Genomic DNA, 18,483 nt, shown 5'->3' on the forward strand with positions numbered 1-18,483 from the left:
CGGCTTTGCGCCCCTTGTGGTGAAGCCCATGGGGAGCTTCCCGAGGAAGGCGCACGCCGCCAGGGTAGCCGGGACCGTACGGGCGTGGTCAGGGGCGTCCACCACCCGGACGAGCGGGCGCGCGGCGGGGGTCGCTCCGGTTGGTGCGGACCCCGCAGGTGACGGGCGGCATGGGTGTGGCTCACCATGTGGCGACCGAGCGGAGCCCGACCGGCGCGCCGTGTGGCATCCGAGTGGCGAGCGAGTGGCAGCCGAGCGGCGAGCGAGTTGCCGCCGAACATTAGCGGTGGGTTGGCATCGACCGGTAGTGTTCGACATTGCCGAACGATGGACAGTGTCGAGCGGCGAGGACGCCGCACCACGACGGTGGCACCGGTGAACGACCGGGAGCGTGACAGCTCGGCGGTCGAAGGGGACGGAGGCAGGACGGCGATGGCACGGAACATCCAGTCGCTCGAGCGGGCTGCGGCGATGCTGCGTCTGCTCGCGGGCGGCGAGCGACGGCTGGGCCTGTCGGACATCGCCTCCTCGCTGGGCCTCGCCAAGGGGACCGCGCACGGCATCCTGCGCACCCTCCAGCTGGAGGGCTTCGTGGAGCAGGACGAGGCGTCGGGCCGCTACCAGCTGGGCGCGGAGCTGCTGCGCCTGGGCACGACCTATCTGGATGTGCACGAACTGCGGGCGCGGGCGCTGGTGTGGACGGACGACCTGGCCCGCTCCAGCGGCGAGAGCGTCTATCTGGGGGTCCTGCACCAGCAGGGCGTGCTGATCGTGCACCACGTCTTCCGCCCGGACGACAGCCGTCAAGTGCTGGAGATCGGGGCCATGCAGCCGCTGCACTCCACGGCCTTGGGCAAGGTGCTCTCGGCGTACGACCCGGTGGCCCACAGCGAGGCGATCGAGGCGGACCGCAAGGCCTTCACGGACCGCACGGTGTGCGAGCTGGACGCCTTCGAGCAGATCCTCGACATCTCACGCGCGCGTGGCTACGCGGCGGACGTGGAGGAGACCTGGGAGGGCGTGGCATCCGTGGCCGCGCCCATCCACGACCGGCGGCGGATGCCGGTGGGCGCGGTGGGCGTCACGGGCGCGGTGGAGCGCCTGGCGCGCGACGGTGAGCTGCGCCCCGAGCTGATCGCGGCGGTACGGGACTGTGCCCGCGCGGTGTCGCGGGACCTGGGCGCGGGCCGCTTCTGAGCCGCGCGCGCCCGGTGCGTCCGGGCGGGGCGGCGCGGGCCGCCCCGCCCTGCCGGTGCGCCGGCCGACGTGGGCCGCTTCCGAGCAGCGCTGGGTGCCGAACGGCGTGACCTCACCTTGAGCGGGGTGCCGAACGGCACCGGCGGCCCTTGAGCGGCGCGCGGACACATGACCCCCGCCCCGGGCCACCCGGTCCGCACCCGAGGCCGGTCACGGCCCCTGCGGCCCCCTCCGGAACGCCCTTTGCGACAACCCCTGCCACCGGTGCTCCGATACGGGACACCGGCCTTCGGCCTACCCTGAAATCCGGCTCAGATCGGGCATAGAGCCCGAACCCACCCAGACACCAACACAAGATCGATAAGTCCAGTCGATCAATAACGATCGAGTTTTCGATAACGGAACCCTTGACGCAGGTGTGGCGCCGGACAAGACTCCCGTCCATCGGTCGGCATTGTCGAACACCTACCGGCAATACGCGCTAAGGTGTGACAACGCCAAGGGACCGGCACTGCACAGCTCTCACCCCCGAGGGCGCAGCAACTCCCGAAGGGACTCGGGGTGCTGCTTCCCTGGACGAAGGACAAAGGAGTCGCGGGTGTCCAGCTCCGACATCTTCATCGGCGAGACCATCGGTACCGCCATACTCATCCTGCTCGGCGGTGGCGTGTGCGCCGCCGTGACGCTGAAGGCCTCCAAGGCCCGTAACGCCGGCTGGCTCGCCATCACCTTCGGGTGGGGCTTCGCCGTCCTGACGGCGGTCTACACCTCGGCGCCGCTCTCCGGAGCGCACCTCAACCCGGCGGTCACGCTCGCACTCGCGATCAAGGACAACGTCTGGGACAACGTCGCCACCTACTTCGGCGGCCAGCTCCTCGGCGCCATGATCGGTGCCACCCTGGTCTGGGTCGCCTACTACGGCCAGTTCCAGGCGCACCTGACCGACAAGGAGATCGTCGGCGGTCCCGGGGCTCAGGCCACGGCCACCAAGGCCGTCGAGGCCCAGGAGAAGGGCGCGGGCCCGGTCCTGGGCGTGTTCTCCACCGGTCCCGAGATCCGGAACGTGGTGCAGAACCTCGCCACCGAGATCATCGGCACGATCGTGCTGGTGCTCGCCATCCTCACGCAGGGCCTGAACGACAACGGCAACGGCCTCGGCGTCCTCGGCGCTCTGATCGTCGCCCTGGTGGTCGTCGGTATCGGTCTGTCGCTGGGCGGCCCGACCGGCTACGCGATCAACCCGGCCCGTGACCTCGGTCCGCGCATCGTGCACGCCCTGCTTCCCCTGCCCAACAAGGGCGGCTCGGACTGGGGCTACGCCTGGATCCCCGTCGTCGGTCCGCTGATCGGCGCTGCGATCGCCGCAGGCATCTACAACGTCGCCTTCGCCTAAGAGGGCCGCTGCGAGAGCCAGGCTTCTTCGACAAGCACATTCGAGAACAAGCACCTCGAGCTCGACAGCACGCGCCGTACGTACAGCCCCGTATCCAAGGACTCCCAGGAGTACACAGTGACCGACGCACACGCCGGCATCGCTTCCCACGGGCAAGGCCCGTTCATCGCCGCCATCGACCAGGGCACGACCTCCAGCCGCTGCATCGTCTTCGACCGGGACGGCCGTATCGTCTCCGTCGACCAGAAGGAGCACGAGCAGATCTTCCCGAAGCCGGGCTGGGTCGAGCACGACGCCACCGAGATCTGGACCAACGTCCAGGAGGTCGTCGCCGGAGCCATCGAGAAGGCTGGCATCACCCGCGACGACATCAAGGCCATCGGTATCACCAACCAGCGCGAGACCACCGTGCTGTGGGACAAGAACACCGGTGAGCCCGTCCACAACGCCATCGTCTGGCAGGACACCCGCACCGACGCCCTCTGCAAGGATCTGGGCCGCAACGTCGGCCAGGACCGCTTCCGCCGCGAGACCGGTCTGCCGCTGGCCTCCTACTTCGCCGGTCCGAAGGCCCGCTGGCTGCTGGACAACGTCGAGGGCCTGCGCGAGCGCGCCGAGGCCGGGGACATCCTCTTCGGCACCATGGACACCTGGGTCATCTGGAACCTGACCGGCGGTGTCGACGGCGGCAAGCACTACACCGACGTCACCAACGCCTCCCGCACCATGCTGATGAACCTGCACACGCTGGCATGGGACGAGAAGATCGCCGAGTCGATCGGCGTGCCGCTGGCGATGCTGCCGGAGATCCGCTCCTCCGCCGAGGTCTACGGCGAGATCACCGGCGGCAAGCTGGGCGACCTGCTCGGCGGCATCCCGGTCGCCTCCGCGCTGGGCGACCAGCAGGCGGCCCTGTTCGGCCAGACCTGTTTCGCCGAGGGCGAGGCCAAGTCCACCTACGGCACCGGCACGTTCATGCTGATGAACACCGGCGAGAAGATCATCAACTCCTACTCCGGCCTGCTGACCACCGTCGGCTACCGGATCGGCGACGAGGCCCCGGTCTACGCCCTGGAGGGCTCGATCGCCGTCACCGGCTCGCTGGTGCAGTGGATGCGCGACCAGATGGGCCTGATCTCCACGGCCGCCGAGATCGAGACGCTCGCGCTCTCGGTGGAGGACAACGGCGGCGCGTACTTCGTGCCGGCCTTCTCCGGCCTGTTCGCCCCGCACTGGCGCTCCGACGCCCGCGGTGTCATCGCCGGTCTGACCCGGTACGTCACCAAGGCGCACCTGGCGCGTGCCGTCCTGGAGGCCACCGCCTGGCAGACCCGTGAGATCACCGACGCCATGACCAAGGACTCGGGCGTCGAGCTCGCGGCCCTCAAGGTCGACGGCGGCATGACCTCCAACAACCTGCTGATGCAGACGCTCTCGGACTTCCTGGACGCCCCCGTGGTGCGCCCCATGGTCGCCGAGACCACCTGCCTCGGCGCCGCCTACGCCGCCGGTCTCGCCGTCGGCTTCTGGACCAGCACCGACGACCTGCGCGCCAACTGGCGCCGGGCCGCCGAGTGGACCCCCCGCATGGACGCGGATTCCCGCGACCGTGAGTACAAGACCTGGCTCAAGGCCGTCGAGCGGACCATGGGCTGGATCGAGGACGAGGAGTAAGAAACCCCATGACCACGCAGTCCACCCTGCAGTCCGTGCCTGCCCTGGGAACGCGCCCGGCCTCCGGCTCCCGCCCGAGCCGCGCCGAGACCCGGGAGCAACTCTCCAAGGCGTCGTACGACCTTCTCGTCATCGGCGGCGGCATCCTGGGCATCTCCACCGCCTGGCACGCCGCGCAGTCCGGCCTCAGGGTGGCTCTGGTCGACGCCGGCGACTTCGCCGGCGCCACCTCCTCCGCCTCCTCCAAGCTTCTCCACGGCGGTCTGCGCTACCTGCAGACCGGCGCGGTGAAGCTGGTGGCGGAGAACCACTTCGAGCGCCGTGCGGTCTCCCGTCAGGTGGCACCTCACCTGGCGAACCCGCTCACGTTCTACCTCCCCGTGTACAAGGGCGGGCCGCACGGCGCCGCGAAGCTCGGGGCGGGCGTCTTCGCCTACTCCGCGCTCTCCGCGTTCGGTGACGGCGTCGGTCACCTCCTGTCCCCCGCGAAGGCGGCGCAGGACGTGCCGGAGCTGCGTACCGAGAACCTCAAGGCCGTCGCGGTGTACGGCGACGACCAGATGAACGACTCGCGCATGGCGCTGATGACGGTCCGCGCGGCCGTTGACGCGGGCGCGGTCGTGCTCAACCACGCCGAGGTCACCGGCCTGCGCTTCACCAAGGGCCGGGTGACCGGCGCGGAGCTCAGGGACCGGCTGTCCGGCGACGAGTTCGGCGTCGGCGCGCGGCTGGTGCTGAACGCGACCGGCCCGTGGGTCGACCACCTGCGTCGCATGGAGGACCCGAATGCCGCGCCGTCGATCCGTCTGTCGAAGGGCGCGCATCTGGTCCTGAAGCGCACCGCGCCGTGGAAGGCCGCGCTGGCCACGCCGATCGACAAGTACCGCATCACCTTCGCCCTCCCCTGGGAGGACATGCTGCTGCTCGGCACGACCGACGAGGAGTACGAGGGCGACCCGGGCGAGGTCGCGGTCAACGACAAGGACATAGCCCAGATCCTGGACGAGGCCGCGTTCTCCATCCGCGACCAGCAGCTCGACCGTGATCTGATCACCTACTCCTTCGCGGGTCTCCGGGTGCTTCCTGGCGGGCCCGGTGACACCGCGAAGGCCAAGCGCGAGACGGTGGTGACCGAGGGCCGGGGCGGGATGCTGTCCATCGCGGGCGGCAAGTGGACGACGTTCCGTCACATCGGCCGTACGGTCATGCAGAAGCTGGAGACTCTGCCGGGCCGTCCGCTGGGCGAGGACTTCGAGCCGATCTCCTCGCTGCCGAAGAAGCTGCCGCTGCCGGGTGTCGCCAACCCGCGGGCGGTGGCCCACCGGCTGCTGACGGACCGTCCGGCGCCGGGCCCGCGGATGGGGGCGGACACCGCCCGTCATCTGGCCACGCACTACGGTTCGCTGGCCTTCGACATCGCCCGTATCGCGAACGAGAATCCCGAGCTGGCCGCGCGTGTCCACCCGGACGCGCCGGAGATCTGGGCGCAGGTCGTCTGGGCCCGTGACCACGAGTGGGCAGAGACCGCGGACGACGTGCTGCGTCGCCGCACCACGCTGACCATCCGGGGCCTTGCCACGGACGAGGTGCGTGGCGGGGTCCAGGACCTGCTCGACAAGAAGTAGGGCCGGACGAAGAGGGTCCGACGGCTGGACGGTCCTACGCAAGGAAGGAGGCGGCTCCCCGCACGGAGCCGCCTCCTCGCCGTTGTGCGGCGGTGTGCGCGGGGTGGGGCGCGAGGGGGATCCTGTGATCGTTCCGGGGTGTCCGGGGGTGGTGAACGGGGCAGTGATCCGTTCACTCCCCCGTGCAAGGGGGCTGCGGGCGCCCCCGCCGAACGCCGTAAGGTTGGGACGTCAAGCGAGGGCACGTCGGAAGGAGGCGCTGGGTGATCGAGCTGGAGGGAGTTCCCGAGCTGATCGACCCAGTCATGGTGGCCGCGTTCGAGGGCTGGAACGACGCCGGCGACGCGGCCTCCGCCGCGGTCGCGCATCTGGAACGGGAGTGGAAGGGCGAGGTGTTCGCGGCGCTGGACGCCGAGGACTACTACGACTTCCAGGTGAACCGCCCCACGGTGTTCATGGACGCCGGTGTGCGCAAGATCACTTGGCCGACGACAAGGTTGTCGGTCGTGCGGGTCGGCGGTGACAAACCGCGTGACCTGGTGCTGGTGCGCGGCATCGAACCGTCCATGCGGTGGCGCTCGTTCTGCAACGAACTGCTCGGCTTCGCGCACGAACTCGGCGTGGAGCTGGTGGTGATCCTGGGCGCCCTGCTCGGCGACACCCCGCACACCCGTCCCGTCCCGATCAGCGGCACCACGTCCGACCCGGACCTGGCCCGCCGGATGGATCTGGAGGAGACCAAGTACGAGGGCCCGACGGGCATCGTGGGTGTGCTCCAGGAGGCGTGCACGCACGCGGGGGTGCCCGCGGTGTCGCTGTGGGCGGCGGTGCCGCACTACGTGTCGCAGCCGCCGAACCCGAAGGCGACGCTGGCGCTGCTGAACCGTCTGGAGGACCTGATCGACGTGCGTATCCCGCTGGGCGAGCTGCCCGAGGACGCGCGCGCCTGGCAGACGGGGGTGGACCAGCTGGCCGCCGAGGACAGCGAGGTCGCCGAGTACGTGCAGACGCTGGAGGAGGCGCGGGACACCGCGGATCTGCCGGAGGCGTCGGGCGAGGCGATCGCCCGGGAGTTCGAGCGGTATCTGCGGCGCCGGGACGGCGGCGGCTCGCCGGGCGGTCACGCCACGGACGGTGAGGGCTCGCCCTACCGCCGGGACAGCTCCGGTGAGCGGACCCGGCCGCCGAAGCCGCCGAAGCCCGGTACGGACGACGGGGACACGGCGGAGGAGTGACGTCCAGGAGGGGGCGGTGCACTGCGCACCGCCCCCTCGTGCGTGTCAGTCGGGCACGGCGATCACGTCGTACGTCGTCCCGGGCGTCGGCGGGGTGGTGAAGCGGGCGTTGGGCAGATAGAGGCGGCCCCCGTGGGCGGCCACGGTGGACGGCACGTCGAAGCGGGGGTCGGTGATACGGCGCCGGAAGACGCCGCTGCCGCCGTCGGGGGCGAGGGTGAACACGTCGATCGCGTTCTGCCGGTTCTGCACGACGTAGAGGGTGCGGCCGATGCGCAGCAGACCGTCGCCGTTGGTGAGGGGGGCCGCGTTCCCGAGGTCCACCAGCCGGGTGACGCCGGTGCGCGGGTCGACGCGGTGCAGGACGCCCACCCCGGCCTGGACGACCAGCAGCGCGGAACCGTCCGGGGTGCTGGTGACGCCGTTGGCGTTGACGACCTCGCCGGGTGTCTGCCGCCAGTCGCCGCTCAAGGGGAGCCGGACGACGTCGTCCGCGTCCGGCAGCGCGCCCGCCGGGCCGAGCGGCAGGACGTACAGGGTGGGCTGGTAGGAGTCGCTGAACCAGGCGGCGCGCCGGGTGAGGTACACGTCGTTGACGAAGGTCGGTGTCCGGTCGGCCAGTGCGTAGGCGGCGACGGTCTCGCCGGTGCGCGTGTCGACGACCCGTGCGCCCTGGCCGCGGCCGCAGACGAAGAGCCGGCCCCTGCCGTCGATCTTCAGGCCGACCGCCGACGTGCCTGGGCCTGGCGCGATGATCCCGCCCCGGCCGGTGCGCAGGTCGGCGCGGTAGATGGAGCCGTCGCCGAGGGAGCCGAGGTAGGCGTGGCGGCCGGCGATGGTGATGCCCTCGGGGCGGAAGCCGTCGGGCAGGGGGACGACGGTCGGCCAGGGGGCGGCCTGGGCGGGGGTGCCGACGACGACGGCTCCCGCCGCGGCGGCGCCCGCGGTGAGGAGTCCGCGGCGGCTGAGGTGACGTTGTGCGAAGGAACCGTGTGTGACGGCCACGGGTCGTCCTTCCGCGAGAGGGACCGGCAGTTGTCCGGTCTGACGGTCGACTACCCGCCCACTCCATCACAGCGGCCGCCGGGCCGCCGCCCCCGACAGCGTTCGGGGGAAGGGACAGGGGAAAGGAAGAGGGGCGCTTCCCCCGGACGGGAGGAAGCGCCCCTGTTCTCGTTCTCGGTACCGGGGTGCCTACAGGGCCACGCCCAGCAGGGCGTCCACCGCGCGGGAGACGACGCCGGGCGCGCCGATGTCGGTGCCGCCGCGCTCTTCCTGGAGGGCGACCCAGCGGTCGACGGCGGCGAGCGCGGCCGGGGCGTCGAGGTCGTTCGCGAGGGCGTCGCGGATCTTCTCGACGAGGGCGTCGGCGGCGGGGCCGTCGGGCCGGGAGACGGCGGCGCGCCAGCGGCCGAGGCGGTCGACGGCGTCCTGGAGGACCTGGTCGGTCCACTCCCAGTCGGCGCGGTAGTGGTGGGCGAGGAGGCTGAGCCGGATGGCGGCCGGGTCGACGCCCTCGCGGCGCAGGGCCGAGACGAAGACGAGGTTGCCCTTGGACTTGGACATCTTCTCGCCGTGCAGGGCGACCATGCCGGCGTGGACGTAGGCCTTGGCCATGGGGAACTCGCCGGTGAGCACCTGGGCGTGGGAGGCGCCCATCTCGTGGTGCGGGAAGGCGAGGTCGGAGCCGCCGCCCTGGACGTCGAAGCCCATGCCGAGGTGGTCGAGGGCGATGGCGACGCACTCGATGTGCCAGCCGGGGCGGCCGCGGCCGAGGGAGGCGCCGTCCCAGCTGGGCTCGCCCTCGCGGGCGGTCATCCACAGCATCGGGTCGAGCGGGTTCTTCTTGCCGGGGCGGTCGGGGTCGCCGCCGCGCTCGGCGGACAGCAGCCGCATGGCGGCGGCGTCGAGGTGGGAGACCTGCCCGAAGTGGGGGTCGGCCTCGACGGAGAAGTAGATGTCGCCGTCGAGCTCGTAGGCGGCGCCCATGTCACGCAGGCGTTCGACCAGGGGGACGATGCCGGGTATGGCCTCCACCGCGCCTATGTAGTGCCGCGGCGGCAGCATCCGCAGGGCGGTCATGTCCTCGCGGAAGAGGGCCGTCTCCTTCTCGGCGAGGGCGACCCAGTCGACGTCGTCGCGCAGGGCCCGCTCGAGGAGCGGGTCGTCGACGTCGGTGACGTTCTGGACGTAGTGGACCTGCCGCTTGGTGTCCAGCCAGACCCGCTGGACGAGGTCGAACGCGTTGTAGGTCGCCGCGTGCCCCATGTGGGTGGCGTCGTACGGCGTGATGCCGCAGACGTAGATGCGGGCGACGGGACCGGGCTCCAGGGTGACGAGCTCACCGGTCGCGGTGTCGTGGATCCTCAGGTCGCGGCCCTGACCAGGCAGGGCGGGGACCTCGGAAGCGGGCCAGGCATGCATGTCCTGAGCCTAACCGGACTGGAGTTCCGGATACGAACCGGATGACGCCAGGTTGGCCGGGAAGGCGGTCTTGTCCCGGGCCGCGCCGTGTGCTCACACCGGCGGCCACGGTATGGCCGGCCACTCCCCCGTGGGCTCGGGGTGCTTTCCGGAGGCCAGGAGGGCGTCGACCCGCGCGCGGGTGGCGTCGATCTCGGCGGGGGTGATCAGGGGGGTGAGGCGCAGGGTGAGGGGTCCGTCGGGCGTGAGGGCCTTCTCGAGCCCTTTCAGGACGGTGACGGCCTCCTCGGTGAGGGGCTCGCCGGCCCAGCCCCACAGCAGGGTGCGCAGCTTGTTCTCGGCGTGGAAGGAGACGCCGTGGTCGATGCCGTAGAGGTGGCCGTCGCCGGTGGGGAGGAGGTGGCCGCCCTTGCGGTCAGCGTTGTTGATCACGGCGTCGAGGACGGCGAGGCGGCGCAGCCGTTCGTCGTCGGCGTGCACGAGCAGGGCGGTGCGGTCCTCGCCGACGTCGGCGAGGCCGATGGCCTTCCAGCCGGGTCCCGGTTCCTCGCCGTCGACCAGGGCGAGCAGTTCGGGGGCGGTGGCGCCTTCGGGTGCCTCGATCCAGAGCTGGACCATGCCCCGGCCGTAGGGGCCGTCGCGCAGGACGGTGGGCGGGACCAGGTGCCAGCCGGTGGCCTCGGAGACCTCGTAGGCGGCGAGCTCGCGCTGGGCGAGGGTGCCGTCGGGGAAATCCCACAGGGGGCGTTCCCCGGCGACGGGTTTGTAGACGCAGGCGGCTTCCCCGCCGTCGTGGGTGAGCGTGCAGTACAGGGCCGCGTTGGAGGCCTCGCGCAGGCGTCCGCGCACGGTCAGCTCGCCCTCGGCGAGCAGGTCCGCCGGTGTCATGCTCCGCGGCGGTATCCGTTCTGGCGCGGACATACGTGTCCTTCCGGGTCGAGCGGCAGGCTGCACAACGGGCAGGGCGGCCGGCCGGCGTTGACTACGTCGAGGGCGCGCTTGGCGAAGGCGCGGGCCTGTGTTCCGGTGAGGCGTACCCGGAGCATCGGGGGGCCGTTCTCCTCGTCCTGGAGGAGTCTCTCCTCGGCCTCGGCGAGGTCCTCGTCGGTGTCGGCCTCGAGCTCGACCAGGGCCTGCGCCTCGACGATCATGCGCTGTTCCTCGCCGTCCCAGGCGAGGGCCATGGTGCCGACGCGGAACTCCTCCTCGATGGGGGTGTCCAGCGGGTCGGTGTCGGAGATCTCGGTGGGGGCCATGGCGGGGACGGAGGCGCTGCCCCCGCTGCGGCGTACGACCTCGTCGAGCAGTTCGTCCATGCGTTCGGCGAGCGCGGCGACCTGGGTCTTCTCCAGGGCCACGCTGGTCACCCGGGAGCCGGCGGTGGCCTGGAGGAAGAACGTACGGCGCCCTGGCAGTCCGACCGTGCCGGCCACGAAGCGGTCCGGGGGGTCGTAGAGGAACACCTGACGGGACACGTCCAGCTCCAAGGATCGTGGTGGGCGGGCGGGGTGCTACTGCGACCGCTTCACCCTACTGCGGCCGACGATCACGGTGCGCCCGCGCCGCCCCCGACGGTGGCCTGGTCGCTCGGGGGTTCCTCGCGCGGCGCGAGGGAGGCGAGGTCGCCGGTGTCCCCGAGGCGCACGAGAAACGGCCTGAGCCGGGTGTAACGGATCGCGGTGATGGAACACGGTTCGACAGAGATCCGTTGGAAGAGGTCGAGATGAAGTCCGAGTGCGTCGGCGACGAGCGACTTGATGATGTCGCCGTGCGAGCACATGAGGTAGACGGCGTCGGGGCCGTGGTCGCGCTCCACGCGCGCGTTCCACTCGCGTACGGCTTCGGCGGCGCGGTGCTGCATGGCGCGCATCGACTCCCCGCCGGGGAAGGCGGCGGCGGTGGGGTGGGACTGGACGACGTCCATGAGGGGTTCGTCCTTGAGTTCGGCGAGCTTGCGGCCGGACCAGTCGCCGTAGTGGCATTCGCCGATGCGGTCGTCGGTGTGGGCGGTGCGGCCGCCGCGTGCGGTGAGGAGGGGCTGGATCGTCTCCTGGCAGCGTTGCAGGGGGCTGGTGACGATCTCGTGGAGGGGGAGTTCGGCGAGGCGGGCCGGCAGGGCGGCGGCCTGGGCGAGTCCGCGTTCGTCGAGGGCGACGCCGGGCGTCCAGCCGGCGAGGAGTCCCGCGGTGTTGGCGGTGGAGCGTCCGTGCCGGACCAGGAGCAGCGTGGGCATGCGGCCCAGCGTAGGCGTAGCGGGGGGTGCGGCGGCGGGCGCCGGGGAGGAGAATTCGCTCCGTGATCGTGGACTGCGCGATTTACCGGCACGGGAGGCGGACGAAGGCCCCCGAGGACCTGTCCGACGCGCTGGCCGAGGCGCGGGCGGCGGGCGGGTTCATCTGGATCGGGCTGCACGAGCCGACGGAGCGGGAGTTCGACCTGGTCACGGAGGAGTTCGCACTGCATCCGCTGGCGGTCGAGGACGCCCTGTCGGCGCATCAGCGGCCGAAGCTGGAGGTGTACGACGACTCGCTGTTCCTGGTGCTGAAGCCGGTCGTGTACGAGCCGGACAGCGACACGGTCACTTCCGGCGAGGTCATGGTCTTCCTCGGCGACTGCTTCGTGGTCACCGTGCGGCACGGCGAGGGTTCTCCGCTGGCGGCGGTCCGGCACCGGCTGGAGGAGGAGCCGGAGATGCTGGCGAAGGGGCCTACGGCGGTGCTGTACGCGATCACCGACGCGACCGTCGACCACTATCTGGAGGTCGCGGACGAGTTGCAGACGGATCTGGGCGGGCTGGAGGCGGAGGTGTTCTCGCCGGAGCGGGGCGGGACGCGGCACACGGCGTCGCGGATCTACACCTTCAAGCGGCAGGTGCTGGAGTTCCGCCGGGCGACGGGTCCGCTGGCGCTGCCGCTGGTCAAGCTGGCGGGGACGGGTCCGTTCGGGCTGGCGGTGCCGTTCGTCAATCAGAAGGCGCAGCCGTACTTCCGGGACGTGGGGGACCATCTGACGCGGGTGAACGAGTCGGTGGAGAGCCTGGACCGGCTGGTGTCGGACATCCTGTCGGCGCATCTGGCGCAGACGAGCGTGCGGCAGAACGACGACATGCGGAAGATCTCCGCGTGGGCGGCCATGGCCGCGGTCCCGACGATGATCGCGGGGATCTACGGCATGAACTTCGACCACATGCCGGAGCTGCACTGGGTGTGGTCGTATCCGGCGCTGATCGCGCTCATGGCCGCCCTGGAGGTGGGTCTGTACGGGCTGTTCAAGCGGCGGGGCTGGCTGTAGGGGCCGGTCAGGCGAACTCGGGGGCGGTGGTGGCGGGCCCGCCGAGGGCGTCGCGGCGTTCGGGCATCGTCAGGGAGACCATGCGGCGCCAGCCGGCGAACCGTTCCCAGGCGTAGACGGCGTGGATGCCGGCGGCGAGGACGGCCGACTTGGCCCTCGGCCAGCCGAGGATGCGGCCCATGTGGTCCATGACGGCGAGGCTGACGTCGCGGTAGACGCGGATCTCGGCGAGGGCGCACTCGCGCAGGGTGCGCTGGATGGCGCGGCCGTGGCCTGCGTGGGCGTAGCGCAGGAGTTCCTCGTGGCAGTAGGCGAGGTGGTTGTCCTCGTCGCCGGAGATCATCTTGACGGCGCGGCCGATGTCGGGGTGGTCGGCGAAGTGCTTGCGCAGCAGGTCCATCTGCTCGGCGGCGCGCTGTTCGGTGACGCGGCTGTGCGAGAGGTAGGTGACGATGTCCTGGACGGTGAGCGGTTCGTCGCGCTTGAGCTTGTCGTGGGCGAGACCGATGCCGTTGCGTTCCAGCAGCATCGTGTAGTCGGTCTCGGGGGGTACGGCGACGGGCTGGAGGCCGCGCTTCTTCAGCAGGGCGTTGAAGATCCGGCCGTGCTTGTCCTCGTCGGCGCCGTGCCGGGTGATCTTGGGGGCTAGGCCGCGTTCGCTCGCCGGGACGAGGGCGGCGATGCGGGCGTTCTCCCAGCCGCCCTGCGACTCGCCGCTGGCGGCGATGGAGCAGAACAGCCGGAACGATTCGTCGTTGTCGAGGATCTCCTGGAAAAGACTCTTGGCCGAAAGCATCTGAGGCACCTCTCTGCTCTCCGCGGGTTCCGCGAAGCCCGCGGAGAACGAGTCAAATGCGCGGTCAGGGTGGTCGCAACAGGTGTGTAGGACAACTCCGCCAAAAGGAGGACCCGCCGAGGGCGTAACCCGGGCGTGGTCCGGCGCGTTGTGCTGCGTGACGGCCGTGGCGGGGAAGACCCCCGAGCCCCCACCACGGCCGCTGAAATCTCTCCCTACGCGAGTCCCGCGCGCTCCATGGCCTCGACGCCGGCCCGCAGGGCGGTGAGCCGGTCGTCGAGGGTGAAGCCGGCGGGTGTGACGGTGAGGGTGGTGACCCCGGCGGCGGCGTAGGCCTTCATGCGGTCGGCGATGCGGTCGACGGAGCCGAGCAGCGTGGTGCGGTCGATCAGGTCGTGCGGTACGGCGGCCGCGGCGCCCTGCTTGTCGCCGGACAGGTACTTGTCCTGGATCTCGGCGGCCGCCTGCTCGTAGCCCATGCGCTGGGCGAGGTGGTTGTAGAAGTTCTGCTTGCGGCTGCCCATGCCGCCGACGTACAGGGCGGTGTAGGGGCGGAAGAAGTCGGCGAGCAGCGGGACGTCCTTGTCCTCGCCGACGGCGAGGGGCAGGGTGGGGCAGACGTCGAAGCCTTCGAGGGTCTTGCCGGCCTTCTCGCGTCCGGCGCGCAGGTGGCGGATCGCGGTGTCCTCGATGTGGTCGGCGGAGGGGAAGATCAGCAGGGCGCCGTCGGCGATCTCGCCGGTCTGCTCCAGGTTCTTCGGGCCGATCGCGGCGATGTACAGCGGGATGTGCTCGCGCTCCGGGTGCACGGTCAGCTTGATCGGCTTGCCGGGGCCGCCGGGCAGCGGCAGCGTCCAGTGCTCGCCCTCGAAGGTCAGGCGCTCGCGGGTCATGGCCTTGCGGACGATCTCGACGTACTCGCGGGTGCGGGAGAGCGGCTTGTCGAACTTGACGCCGTACCAGCCCTCGGAGACCTGGGGGCCGGAGACGCCGAGGCCGAGGCGGAAGCGGCCGCCGGAGAGGGAGTCGAGGGTGGCGGCGGTCATCGCGGTCATCGCGGGCTGCCGGGCGGGGATCTGGAAGATGGCCGAGCCGACGTCGATCCGCTCGGTGTGGGCGGCGACCCAGGTGAGCACGGTGGCGGCGTCGGAGCCGTAGGCCTCGGCGGCCCAGCAGACGGCGTAGCCGAGCTTGTCGGCCTCCTTGGCGACGGCGAGATTGTCGGAGTCCATTCCGGCACCCCAGTAGCCGAGGTTGATCCCGAGCTGCATGCCAGATCCCCTTTTACTGATCAGTAACGTCCCTGTTCCGGAGACAGTAGCCCACCCGCGCGGGCGGGGGCAGGGGCACGCGCGGCGGCATGCCGGGGCCCCGCGGGCGGGTGCCGGGACGATCATCGAAACCCGTTGTCCACAGGCCCCCACGTGGAAGGCTCTGGCCAGTACTCTCGGCGTCCATGGAGCAGAGGCATCTCGGCCGCACCGGCCTGCGTGTGTCCCGTATCGGTCTCGGCACCCTGACCTGGGGCAGGGACACCGACGAGCACGACGCGGCTGACCTCTTGAAGACCTTCTGGGAGGCCGGCGGGACCCTGGTCGACACGGCGGACGTCTACGGCGACGGCGAGGCCGAATACCTGCTCGGGCGCCTGATGGAAGGGCTGGTGCCGCGCCGGGACCTGGTGATCTCCACCAAGGCCGGCAGCGTGCCGGACCCGTACCGCCGGTTCGACGGCTCGCGCGGTCATCTGCTCGCCGCGCTCGACGCCTCCCTGATCCGGCTGGGCACCGACTTCGTCGACGTCTGGCACGTCCACGCCTTCGACGCCTCCACCCCCCTGGAGGAGACCCTCCAGGCGCTCGACCTCGCGGTCAGCAGCGGCCGCGCGCGGTACGCCGGGGTGTCCAACTTCTGCGGGTGGCAGCTCGCCAAGGCCGCGACCTGGCAGCTGGCCGCGTCCGGCACCCGGACCCGGCTCGCCAGTACGCAGATGGAGTACTCCCTCCTCCAGCGCGGCATCGAGCGCGAGGTGCTGCCGGCCGCGCTGGACCTGGGCATCGGGCTGCTGCCCTCCTCGCCGCTCGGGCGCGGGGTGCTGACCGGGAAGTACCGGGGAGACGCGCTGCCGCCGGACTCGCGGGGCGCCTCGGAGCATCTGGCCCCGTTCGTCGAGCCGTACCTCGACGACACCGCGAGCCGGATCGTGGACGCCGTGACGACCGCCGCGGACGGGCTCGCCGTGACGCCTCTGCAGGTGGCCCTCGCCTGGGTGCGCGACCGGCCCGGGGTGGCGGCCCCGATCGTCGGCGCGCGCAACGCGCAGCAGCTCACGGCGGCATTGTCAGTGGAGGCCCTTAGTCTTCCTGACGAGATCTGCCGGGCGCTCGACGACGTGTCGGCGCCCGTGCACCGCTATCCCGATCACGACTGGAGCACGCTGTGAGCACGGAGCCGGAGACCACCACCGGGGACACCACCGCGCCGGACACACCGTCCGCCGCGGCGGCGGAGACGGACGGGGCGGCGGAGGGCTCCGGAGTGCCGGCGGAGGGCACGGAGGATTCGGTGGGCGCCGGGGGTACGCAGGATGCCGAGGGCACGGAGGACCCTGGGCACTCGGAGGGCGTCGGCGAGGGGGCCGGGGCGGATGAGGGCGGTGCGGTCGCCGAGGGCGGTGACGGCGCGTCCGGCGAAGGCGCGGCCTCCGATGTGTCCGAGGCGCAGGCCGAGCTCGCCGCGCAGCGGGTGGAGCGGGAGCGGATCGAGCGGCGCAGGGCCGAGCGGCGGGGTCCCATCGACAGTGGGGCCAAGCTGAGCGGCAAGGCGGCCGATCTGCTCGCCGCCGTGCGTGCGGTCGAGGGCGGGGCCACGCCGACGGCCACCGTGTTCGCCGCACCCGAACCGCCCCGCCGTCCGGCGACACCCGGGCCGGTACGACGACCGCAGCCGCTCCCGGTCTCCCCCGGCCCCGCGTCGGGCGCCCCGGCGCCGGAGACGGTCGAGGCCGTACGGGCCGTGCTGAGCCGGGGCGGGGCACCCGAGGCCCTCGCCGCCCAGGTCGCGGCCGCGCTCGGGGAGGCCGCCGCGAAGGAGCTGGGCGAGGACCCCTGGCAGTTGCTGCGGGTGGCCGGGGTGCGTCCCGAGCAGGCCGACGGGTTCGCGCGCGCCCTGCTCGGCGCGGAGTGCGGGCCGGACGACGAGCGGCGCGGCCGGGCCGTCACCGGCTGGCTGCTCGAACAGGCCGCCCTGGCCGGGCACACCGCCCTGGAGCTGCCCGCGCTCACCGCGGCCCTGGCCCAGCGGGGTGTCCCCGACCCGGACACGGCCGTGCAGAACGCCCTCGCGGAGGGCGACGCCCTGGCCTTCCAGGACGCCCTCGACGAACCCGGGGCCGCCCCGGCCGCCGGCCGCCGGGCAGAGGCCGCCGACGAGGACCGCCGCGAGGACGGCGACCAGGACGGCGAGGACAGCCGCCCGGTCCGGGTGCTGGTCGGCCTCGAGCGGTACGCGCTCGCGGAGGAGAGCCTCGCCGACGGACTGTCCCGGCTGATCAACTCCGCGCCCCAGCAGGACGGTTCGGCCGAGGACTGGGAGCGGGCCGCGGCCTCCGTCCAGGGTTCCGTCGCCGAGCTGATCCGCGCGGTCGCCGGCCACGGACTGGTCCTGCACACCGGCGGCGACGCCTCCCTCGCCGAACCGGCGGCTCTGCTCGGCGCGGCCCGGGGCCTCGGCCTGCGCGCCTGGGCCGCGGCCCACAGCCCGCTCGGGCGCGGTCGTTTCGGCGAGCTGCCGGGCGCCCTCGACGCGGCCGGAGCCGGTGTCGCCACCCTGGCCGGGCTGCTGTCCGGCGCCGAGGGCCCGGGCCGCGACACCGACGGGGCGCTGGACCTCGACCTCCTCGTCGTGCTCGACGCGCCTCAGCTGGACGTCGAGACCGCGGCCCTGATCGCCGAGTCGCTGCCGGACGGGGCGCGGCTGGTGCTGAGCGGTGACCCCGGTGTGCTGTGGTCCGCGGGCCCGGGGCGGGTCTTCGCCGATCTGCTCGGCGCGCGCGTCCGCCCCCAGGTCGCCTCACGCCGGCCCGACCCGGGGCCGCTCGGCGAGCTGGTGTCCGGCATCGGCATCGGCGAGCTGAACCAGGTCGAGGCTCCCGGCAAGGAGATCGTCATCGTGCCCGTGCGGGACGCGGGCGAGGCCGTGCACCGCACCGTGCAGCTGGTCGCCGACTCCGTGCCCCGGGCATTCGGCGTGTCCGCCGAGCAGACGGTCGTGATCACCCCGGGTCACGGCGGCGCGGCGGGCACCCGTGCGCTCAACGCGGCCCTCAAGGAGCGGCTCAACCCCGGCCCCGGCCGGTTCGGCGGCTTCGACCCCGGCGACCGGATCGCCTACTCCCCCGCCCCCGGCCGCACCCTGCCCGGGCATGTGGTGAACGCCGACGCGGACGGGCTGCACCTGTCCTGCGCGGGCGAGGCGGTCGTCGTCCCCAGGGACCGGGTCGAGGGGGCCGTGCGGCACGGGTGGGCGCTCACCGCGCACCAGGCCGTCGGCGGCCGCTGGCCCGCGGCCGTCGTGGTGCTGCCGGGCGACGCGGTCCAGGCGCTCAGCCGGCCCTGGGTGTACACGGCGTTCGGCCGGGCCGACCGCCATCTGTCCGTGGTCCAGGGCGTGGAGCAGGCCCTGCCGCGCGCGGTCGCGGAGCTCCCCGCGAAGCCCCGCACGACCCGTCTGGCGGCTCTGCTCACGCCCCGGGCGGCGGACCAGGGCTGAGGCGTCCGGGAGAGGCGTCCGGGAGGGCCGTCAACGGGGCTCCGGAGATTCACCCGGCCTCTTGAGGACGACGACGGC

15 protein-coding genes are annotated in these 18,483 nt (G+C 72.2%); 8 read left to right on the forward strand and 7 right to left on the reverse strand.

Annotation, left to right across the window (positions count from 1 at the left end; all coding sequences use genetic code 11):
- Positions 1 to 432 precede the first annotated feature (432 nt).
- From ACFYR0_RS13370 to ACFYR0_RS13390, 5 genes are all read left to right on the forward strand, one after another.
- Positions 433 to 1,197 carry an IclR family transcriptional regulator gene (locus tag ACFYR0_RS13370; protein WP_389326275.1) on the forward strand — a complete coding sequence of 255 codons (765 nt, stop codon included), beginning with the start codon at positions 433 to 435 and terminating at the stop codon, positions 1,195 to 1,197.
- Positions 1,198 to 1,795: 598 nt separating this feature from the next.
- Complete coding sequence (locus ACFYR0_RS13375) at positions 1,796 to 2,590, forward strand: MIP/aquaporin family protein (protein ID WP_389325929.1); 795 nt, start codon at positions 1,796 to 1,798, stop codon at positions 2,588 to 2,590.
- A 138-nt stretch (positions 2,591 to 2,728) separates the two neighbouring features.
- On the forward strand, positions 2,729 to 4,264 hold the full coding sequence (gene glpK, locus ACFYR0_RS13380; RefSeq protein WP_389326278.1) for a glycerol kinase GlpK: 1,536 nt from the start codon (positions 2,729 to 2,731) through the stop codon (positions 4,262 to 4,264).
- An 8-nt stretch (positions 4,265 to 4,272) separates the two neighbouring features.
- Positions 4,273 to 5,889, forward strand: a complete 1,617-nt coding sequence (locus ACFYR0_RS13385) for an FAD-dependent oxidoreductase (protein WP_389325932.1) — start codon at positions 4,273 to 4,275, stop codon at positions 5,887 to 5,889.
- A 263-nt stretch (positions 5,890 to 6,152) separates the two neighbouring features.
- Positions 6,153 to 7,124, forward strand: coding sequence for a PAC2 family protein (locus ACFYR0_RS13390; protein WP_389325935.1), 972 nt, complete (start codon positions 6,153 to 6,155; stop codon positions 7,122 to 7,124).
- Positions 7,125 to 7,169: 45 nt separating this feature from the next.
- Here the strand turns inward: ACFYR0_RS13390 and ACFYR0_RS13395 are convergent, their stop codons facing one another.
- The 5 genes from ACFYR0_RS13395 to ACFYR0_RS13415 form a co-directional block, all read right to left on the reverse strand.
- Entirely contained in the window at positions 7,170 to 8,129 is a 960-nt protein-coding gene (locus tag ACFYR0_RS13395) for an SMP-30/gluconolactonase/LRE family protein (RefSeq protein ID WP_389325938.1), read from the reverse strand.
- 189 nt (positions 8,130 to 8,318) lie between these two features.
- Positions 8,319 to 9,548, reverse strand: coding sequence for a cysteine--1-D-myo-inosityl 2-amino-2-deoxy-alpha-D-glucopyranoside ligase (mshC, locus tag ACFYR0_RS13400; protein ID WP_389325941.1), 1,230 nt, complete (start codon positions 9,546 to 9,548; stop codon positions 8,319 to 8,321).
- Positions 9,549 to 9,641: 93 nt separating this feature from the next.
- Complete coding sequence (locus ACFYR0_RS13405) at positions 9,642 to 10,469, reverse strand: SCO1664 family protein (RefSeq protein ID WP_389325944.1); 828 nt, start codon at positions 10,467 to 10,469, stop codon at positions 9,642 to 9,644.
- Entirely contained in the window at positions 10,433 to 11,023 is a 591-nt protein-coding gene (locus tag ACFYR0_RS13410) for a DUF3090 domain-containing protein (RefSeq protein WP_389325947.1), read from the reverse strand. Before ACFYR0_RS13410 ends, ACFYR0_RS13405 begins: the two co-directional genes overlap by 37 nt.
- A 71-nt stretch (positions 11,024 to 11,094) precedes the next feature.
- Complete coding sequence (locus ACFYR0_RS13415) at positions 11,095 to 11,781, reverse strand: histidine phosphatase family protein (protein ID WP_389325950.1); 687 nt, start codon at positions 11,779 to 11,781, stop codon at positions 11,095 to 11,097.
- Between the two features lie 62 nt (positions 11,782 to 11,843).
- On the opposite strand from ACFYR0_RS13415, the gene corA reads away from it, so the two are divergent.
- Positions 11,844 to 12,839: a magnesium/cobalt transporter CorA gene (corA, locus tag ACFYR0_RS13420; RefSeq protein WP_389325953.1), complete on the forward strand. Its 996-nt coding sequence runs from the start codon at positions 11,844 to 11,846 to the stop codon at positions 12,837 to 12,839.
- A 7-nt stretch (positions 12,840 to 12,846) separates the two neighbouring features.
- Here the strand turns inward: corA and ACFYR0_RS13425 are convergent, their stop codons facing one another.
- Together ACFYR0_RS13425 and ACFYR0_RS13430 are read right to left on the reverse strand one after the other, a co-directional pair.
- Positions 12,847 to 13,635: a ferritin-like domain-containing protein gene (locus ACFYR0_RS13425; RefSeq protein ID WP_386377063.1), complete on the reverse strand. Its 789-nt coding sequence runs from the start codon at positions 13,633 to 13,635 to the stop codon at positions 12,847 to 12,849.
- Positions 13,636 to 13,850: 215 nt separating this feature from the next.
- Positions 13,851 to 14,906 (reverse strand): LLM class F420-dependent oxidoreductase, encoded by a 1,056-nt coding sequence (locus tag ACFYR0_RS13430; RefSeq protein WP_389325957.1) that lies wholly within the window; start codon positions 14,904 to 14,906, stop codon positions 13,851 to 13,853.
- Between the two features lie 185 nt (positions 14,907 to 15,091).
- On the opposite strand from ACFYR0_RS13430, the gene ACFYR0_RS13435 reads away from it, so the two are divergent.
- Both ACFYR0_RS13435 and ACFYR0_RS13440 read left to right on the forward strand, forming a co-directional pair.
- Positions 15,092 to 16,078, forward strand: a complete 987-nt coding sequence (locus tag ACFYR0_RS13435; RefSeq protein ID WP_389325959.1) for an aldo/keto reductase — start codon at positions 15,092 to 15,094, stop codon at positions 16,076 to 16,078.
- Positions 16,075 to 18,405 carry a helix-hairpin-helix domain-containing protein gene (locus ACFYR0_RS13440; protein ID WP_389325962.1) on the forward strand — a complete coding sequence of 777 codons (2,331 nt, stop codon included), beginning with the start codon at positions 16,075 to 16,077 and terminating at the stop codon, positions 18,403 to 18,405. Before ACFYR0_RS13435 ends, ACFYR0_RS13440 begins: the two co-directional genes overlap by 4 nt.
- Positions 18,406 to 18,483: the final 78 nt, after the last annotated feature.

Source organism: Streptomyces sp. NPDC005017 (assembly GCF_042873115.1).
In the GTDB taxonomy this organism is placed as follows: Bacteria; Actinomycetota; Actinomycetes; order Streptomycetales; family Streptomycetaceae; genus Streptomyces.

Bases quoted from the DNA above. Each gene is read 5' to 3' on its own strand.
- ACFYR0_RS13370 (WP_389326275.1), top strand. From the start codon at position 433: ATGGCACGGAACATCCAGTCGCTCGAGCGGGCTGCGGCGATGCTGCGT.
- ACFYR0_RS13425 (WP_386377063.1), bottom strand. From the start codon at position 13,635: ATGCTTTCGGCCAAGAGTCTTTTCCAGGAGATCCTCGACAACGACGAA.
- ACFYR0_RS13430 (WP_389325957.1), bottom strand. From the start codon at position 14,906: ATGCAGCTCGGGATCAACCTCGGCTACTGGGGTGCCGGAATGGACTCC.
- mshC (WP_389325941.1), bottom strand. From the start codon at position 9,548: ATGCATGCCTGGCCCGCTTCCGAGGTCCCCGCCCTGCCTGGTCAGGGC.
- ACFYR0_RS13385 (WP_389325932.1), top strand. From the start codon at position 4,273: ATGACCACGCAGTCCACCCTGCAGTCCGTGCCTGCCCTGGGAACGCGC.
- ACFYR0_RS13435 (WP_389325959.1), top strand. From the start codon at position 15,092: ATGGAGCAGAGGCATCTCGGCCGCACCGGCCTGCGTGTGTCCCGTATC.
- ACFYR0_RS13415 (WP_389325950.1), bottom strand. From the start codon at position 11,781: ATGCCCACGCTGCTCCTGGTCCGGCACGGACGCTCCACCGCCAACACC.
- ACFYR0_RS13405 (WP_389325944.1), bottom strand. From the start codon at position 10,469: ATGTCCGCGCCAGAACGGATACCGCCGCGGAGCATGACACCGGCGGAC.